Annotated in this window: 4 protein-coding genes and 1 pseudogene; 3 read left to right on the top strand and 2 right to left on the bottom strand. The window is 41.7% G+C overall.

The window, feature by feature from the left end; translation table 11 throughout:
• Both AACQ17_RS05540 and AACQ17_RS05535 read right to left on the bottom strand, forming a co-directional pair.
• A pseudogene (locus AACQ17_RS05540) lies at positions 1 to 523 on the bottom strand (tetratricopeptide repeat-containing diguanylate cyclase); the annotation flags it as partial.
• A 164-nt stretch (positions 524 to 687) separates the two neighbouring features.
• Positions 688 to 1,608, bottom strand: coding sequence for a precorrin-2 dehydrogenase/sirohydrochlorin ferrochelatase family protein (locus tag AACQ17_RS05535; RefSeq protein WP_094167568.1), 921 nt, complete (start codon positions 1,606 to 1,608; stop codon positions 688 to 690).
• A gap of 457 nt (positions 1,609 to 2,065) precedes the next feature.
• Between AACQ17_RS05535 and AACQ17_RS05530 the strand changes: the two genes are divergently transcribed.
• The 3 genes from AACQ17_RS05530 to AACQ17_RS05520 all read left to right on the top strand — a co-directional run bounded on the left by AACQ17_RS05530 (position 2,066) and on the right by AACQ17_RS05520 (position 5,468).
• Positions 2,066 to 3,094 (top strand): amino acid ABC transporter substrate-binding protein, encoded by a 1,029-nt coding sequence (locus AACQ17_RS05530; protein ID WP_026027113.1) that lies wholly within the window; start codon positions 2,066 to 2,068, stop codon positions 3,092 to 3,094.
• A 69-nt stretch (positions 3,095 to 3,163) separates the two neighbouring features.
• Complete coding sequence (locus AACQ17_RS05525; protein ID WP_017044681.1) at positions 3,164 to 4,369, top strand: amino acid ABC transporter permease; 1,206 nt, start codon at positions 3,164 to 3,166, stop codon at positions 4,367 to 4,369.
• Position 4,370: 1 nt separating this feature from the next.
• Positions 4,371 to 5,468 (top strand): amino acid ABC transporter permease, encoded by a 1,098-nt coding sequence (locus AACQ17_RS05520; protein WP_026028006.1) that lies wholly within the window; start codon positions 4,371 to 4,373, stop codon positions 5,466 to 5,468.
• Positions 5,469 to 5,513 lie beyond the last annotated feature (45 nt).

The raw sequence follows: 5,513 nt of genomic DNA, 5'->3' as shown, positions 1-5,513 counted from the left end.
CATATTTATTTCCATCAAATAATTGATAAGCAATTTGATAATATTTTAAGGCTTTCTTTAAATTGGTTTGATCAAATGAAATATTACCCAATAAATTATAAACTCGACCTTTCAACCCATTATATCCAATACGCTCAACCATCTCTAGAACATCATTGAGTAAGGATTCAGATTGAATTAATTGTTGTGATGAATATAATTCCTGTGCTTCATAAAAATAAGCCTCCGCAATAATCCAGTCTATATTGTATTGACGACCAATAGCCAATACTTCCTCAGTAACTAGAGGAGTAATTCCCGAAAATTGTATTAAATTATTTTGTGAAAATATATAGAGAGCTTTTGCCTGAGGTGACCACCACTGTCGCCAATCCGTAAAAGAGCTTTTGATAACTTCAGGACGCTCAAAAGAATCATAATATAAATTGAGAAATGAGGCATCGCTTTTATTAATATTACAGCTCAAATAATCATCTGCACAGAACTCAGCTTCTTGCAACTTTGAGTGACATTGTAACGACATAAAAATAGAAACCAAACTCACAATGCTAACCACAAGGAGGGATTTGAACGAACGTGGCATCGATTTATACATAGTACATAAGCTCTTCAGTTTTGAGTCATCTTCGTTTTATCAGGCTCGGTCTGCAACATAATCCGATAAAACAATAACCTATGGCACTATTTTTACAACATTAAGTCTTTCCCCACAAGCAAAGCGTACTCTGCTCTGTTTCTAGGTAACAAAATACATATTTTTTTGCGATCAGACTTTGCTTGCTCAAGCTTTTCTGCAAGTTGCGCGGCATTCTTAAAACTTTCCCTTTCAGCATCACGGCGAACAAGATCAATCAATTCAAAAGGAGAATGTTGTTCATAAAAAACCACCTCTGCCCTTTGCATGTAACGTAGCGCTTTGATCGGCAGCATTTCAACATCATCGCCACAGCTTATCCATGTACATTGTGCTAATTCTTCTATAGGCACTAAGAGAGCTTGTTGGTATAAACGCTCTAATTCTTCACGGCTTACTGCATTTTCTGTTTTGGAATCACTTAAAAAGGCTTCCCAAAACTTTCTTCTAGCACTGACAGAATTGAGTGATTGTTTAATTGAATTTCTCTTGGAGGCAGCGAAATCAGCAAGCAACGAGAGATTTTGCGGAAGAACTGCTTCCAATGTTTCTCGGATATTTCTCACCAACACTGGTGATGCACCACCACTGGATATTGCGATCTGAATTCGTCCACGGTTGACCATCGATGGCGTAATAAAATCACAGTATGGTTGATCATCGACAACATTGACCAAAACACCTGTCTTTCTTGCATCTTTATGCACTTGGTGGTTAAGCGACGGATTATCCGTTGTGGCCCATACCTGCCAGTATTCTTTCGTTAATAGTTCTGATGAATAAAAGTTTTGAACCCATTGGCAACGATTCTGCTCTACCAGTTCCAAAAGATAACGTTCAATCTTAGGTGATACGACGGTGACTTGAGCCCCAGCTCGAATCAATGCTTCTACTTTTCGACAGGCGACTTCGCCCCCACCCACAACCAGCACTGGTTTGCCCAATAAATTCAAAAACAGAGGAAAATACTGCATTTCATTCCATGAATAATCTAGATAACTATTCGCTTGATGCTACCAAAAATAGGGCATCTGCGACACTAATTAAATGCAGCCAAATAATTATCAACCAAATTTTCGCCATTAGACAGTTGAAAATCCTGACAACATACTAATGACACAATTGTTAATTTTACGTTAAAAGAGAAATATACTGCTTCTATTCTGTTGCCCCACTATTGAACACGGTTGCACTATTTACAATCGTGCAACATTTGTTCATTCTAGCTGCAGCCTAGGTTTGTGAATCTAATCAAAAATCTTTCAAATTACTAATTTGAGAAAATACAAATCATTACCTACGCTTATAAACGGTTGATTTGTAAATGTGCGATTGCATGCAAATACAACTTGGAAAGCTACACAACAACATTTTTAGTACGTTGTATCAGGTGTCACCTGGTTTAACATGGATCATACAGGAAGGATACAAATGGCGAATAAACTCACTGTTCTTGCTTCTGTTGTAGCAGCTTCTACTGCCATGATGGCGACGACAGCTTCAGCAGCAGATAGCACTTTAGATAAAGTACTTTCGCAAGGTTTTATTACTTGTGGTGTGAGCACTGGTCTACCAGGCTTTTCCAACCCGAACTCAAAAGGGGAATGGGAAGGCATTGATGTTGAATATTGCCAGGCACTTGCCGCAGCAGTTCTTGGTGACAAATCGAAAGTAAAATATGTTCCACTCACAGCAAAAGAACGGTTTACCGCCCTACAATCAGGTGAAATCGATGTTCTTTCGCGCAATACAACCTGGACGCTCCAACGCGACGCAGCACTCGGCCTTAATTTTGTCGGCGTAAACTATTATGACGGTCAAGGGTTCATGGTGAAAAAAGACCTAGGAGTGAAAAGTGCAAAAGAGCTTGATGGGGCATCGGTTTGTGTCCAATCCGGTACAACTACTGAGCTGAACTTGGCGGACTACTTCCGCAACACGGGCATGAAATACAAACCTGTGGTATTCGATACAGCAGCGCAAACCTCAAAAGGTTTTGACGCGGGCCGTTGCGATGCTCTAACAACCGACCAATCTGGTTTGTATGCGCTACGTTTGAACTTAACTGATCCTAACGTCGCGGTTGTATTACCTGAAATCATTTCTAAAGAACCACTTGGGCCCGTTGTTCGTCAAGATGATGACAAGTGGTTTAACGTGGCGAAATGGACTCTCAATGCGATGGTTAACGCAGAAGAGTACGGTATTACCTCAAAAAATGCAGATGAAATGCTTAAATCTAGCGATCCTAATATCAAACGCATACTTGGCCTGGATGGTCCTAAAGGTAAAGGTTTGGGCATTCGCGATGATTGGGGATACCAAATTGTAAAACAAGTCGGTAACTATGGTGAAAGTTTTGAACGCACTGTAGGTAAAGGTTCTCCACTACAAATCGCACGAGGTGCAAATGCGTTGTGGAATGCTGGCGGCTTTATGTACGCTCCACCACTTCGTTAATAGTCACACAATCCCAAATAGGCGGTTTTAACCGCCTTTTTGGAAAAATGGATTTGAGGTTATAGTTGTATGAAACCTACTAAAACTATTGCGGCTAGCTCAGGAGCTCCCTCGGCTAAAAGCGCAAATTTGTTCTACAATCCTACTTTTCGTTCAGTCGCCTTTCAAATTATTGCTGTTCTCGTTCTGGTTTTTTTCTTTTACACCATTGTGACCAATGCACTTTCTAACTTAAGTTCTCGAGGCATTGCCACGGGGTTTGACTTCCTAGATCAAGAAGCTGGCTTTGGGATTGGCCTTACTTTGATCGAATACAATGAAACCTTTAGTTATGGGCGAACTTTTATCATAGGTTTACTCAATACCGCGCTAGTTTCTTTTTTAGGCGTTGTATTTGCCACCCTTTTAGGTTTCTTTATCGGTATTGCTCGTCTCTCTTCCAACTGGTTAGTCAGTCGACTTGCTGCTGTGTATATAGAAATCTTCCGTAATATTCCTTTATTACTGCAAATTTTCTTTTGGTATTTTGCCGTGTTACAGGCTCTACCATCGCCTAGGCAAAGCATGCAGTTAGGGGATTCTATTTTTCTCAATGTACGTGGTCTGTTCTTCCCCGCTCCCATTTTCGAAAGTGGCAGCACATTTATCTTTATTGCCTTTCTTGCTGGCTTACTAACCACCTTAATTATTGGCATTTGGGCTCGAAACAAACAGCGTTTAACAGGTCAGCAGACGCCTATGGGTAGAATTGCGGCTATCTTGTGCATTCTACTTCCTGTCATTGTGTACTTTGCTATGGGCCGTCCAGTGTCAGCAGAGTATCCACAACTGCAAGGGTTCAACTTCCAAGGTGGCATCAGTATTATCCCTGAGTTAGCCGCACTGCTGATTGCACTAAGTATTTATACGGCCGCATTTATTGCCGAAATTGTCCGTTCTGGCATTAATGCGGTGAGCCATGGTCAATCCGAAGCAGCAATGTCATTAGGATTATCTCGTTCAAAAACATTAAAACTCGTGGTCATTCCTCAAGCGCTGCGCATCATCATTCCGCCACTCACCAGCCAATATCTGAACTTAACCAAAAACTCATCATTAGCGATGGCGATTGGCTACCCTGATTTGGTTTCTGTTTTTGCCGGCACAACGCTCAATCAAACGGGTCAAGCGATTGAAATTATTGCGATGACTATGGGTGTTTACCTCACTCTCAGTTTGACGACATCGGCATTAATGAATATCTATAACCGTAAAGTTGCTTTGGTGGAGAGATAAGATGAAAGTACATCAGTTTCAACCTAACTTGCCACCGCCAGCCAATACCGTTGGCTTCATTGGGTGGCTGCGCAAAAATCTTTTTAATAACGCACTCAATTCCATCGTTACACTGATCTTAGGGTATTTCGCCTTCTGGCTTGTTTGGCATACTGTCGATTGGGCGATTATTAATGCCGATTGGGTAGGCACACAACGTAGTGATTGCACCCGGGAGGGGGCGTGTTGGGTGTTTATTAGCGTACGCTGGGATCAGTTTATGTATGGATTTTATCCAGAAGCTGAGCTCTGGCGACCTCGCCTCTTCTATTTCACTCTTGCTATTTTTAGTGCGTTGCTCGCCTATGAAAATACACCGAAAAAAACGTGGATTTGGTTGTTTTTTGTCAACATCTACCCATTTCTTATCGCGGCGTTACTCTATGGAGGCTTTTTCGGCCTAGAAGTGGTTGAAACGCATAAGTGGGGAGGCTTATTAGTTACGCTGATCATTGCCTTAGTTGGGATTGTTGTTTCGTTACCGATTGGCGTTGTACTGGCGTTGGGCCGACGTTCCGAGATGCCCATTATTCGCAGCCTATGTACCGTTTACATCGAGGTTTGGAGAGGTGTGCCACTGATTACAGTTTTGTTTATGGCATCCGTTATGCTGCCTCTGTTCCTCTCACAAGGCTCGGAAACGGATAAATTGGTTAGAGCATTGATTGGGGTGGTCATGTTCAGTTCGGCTTATATGGCAGAAGTGGTTCGTGGTGGTTTACAAGCGATACCTAAAGGTCAATACGAAGCCGCCGATGCGTTAGGTTTAAGTTACTGGAAAAAAGTCGGTTTGATTATTTTGCCGCAAGCACTGAAGATCACGATCCCATCTATCGTTAATACCTTCATTGGCCTATTTAAAGATACCAGCTTAGTACTCATTATCGGGATGTTTGACGTGCTCGGTATTGGACAAGCTGCCAATACCGATCCGGATTGGTTAGGCTTTTCTACTGAAAGTTATATATTTGTCGCGTTAGTGTTCTGGGTGTTCTGCTTTTCTATGTCTAGATATTCGATATGGCTTGAAAACAAACTCCATACTGGTCACAAACGATAACTACAAATCAAGGACGTATTATGACGCAGCAACGCAACCTCGCAC

The sequence above is a fragment of the Vibrio sp. V10_P2A27P122 genome, from assembly GCF_963874335.1.
Classification (GTDB): Bacteria; Pseudomonadota; Gammaproteobacteria; order Enterobacterales; family Vibrionaceae; genus Vibrio; species Vibrio anguillarum.
This window is presented reverse-complemented; position numbering and strand designations above follow the sequence as displayed.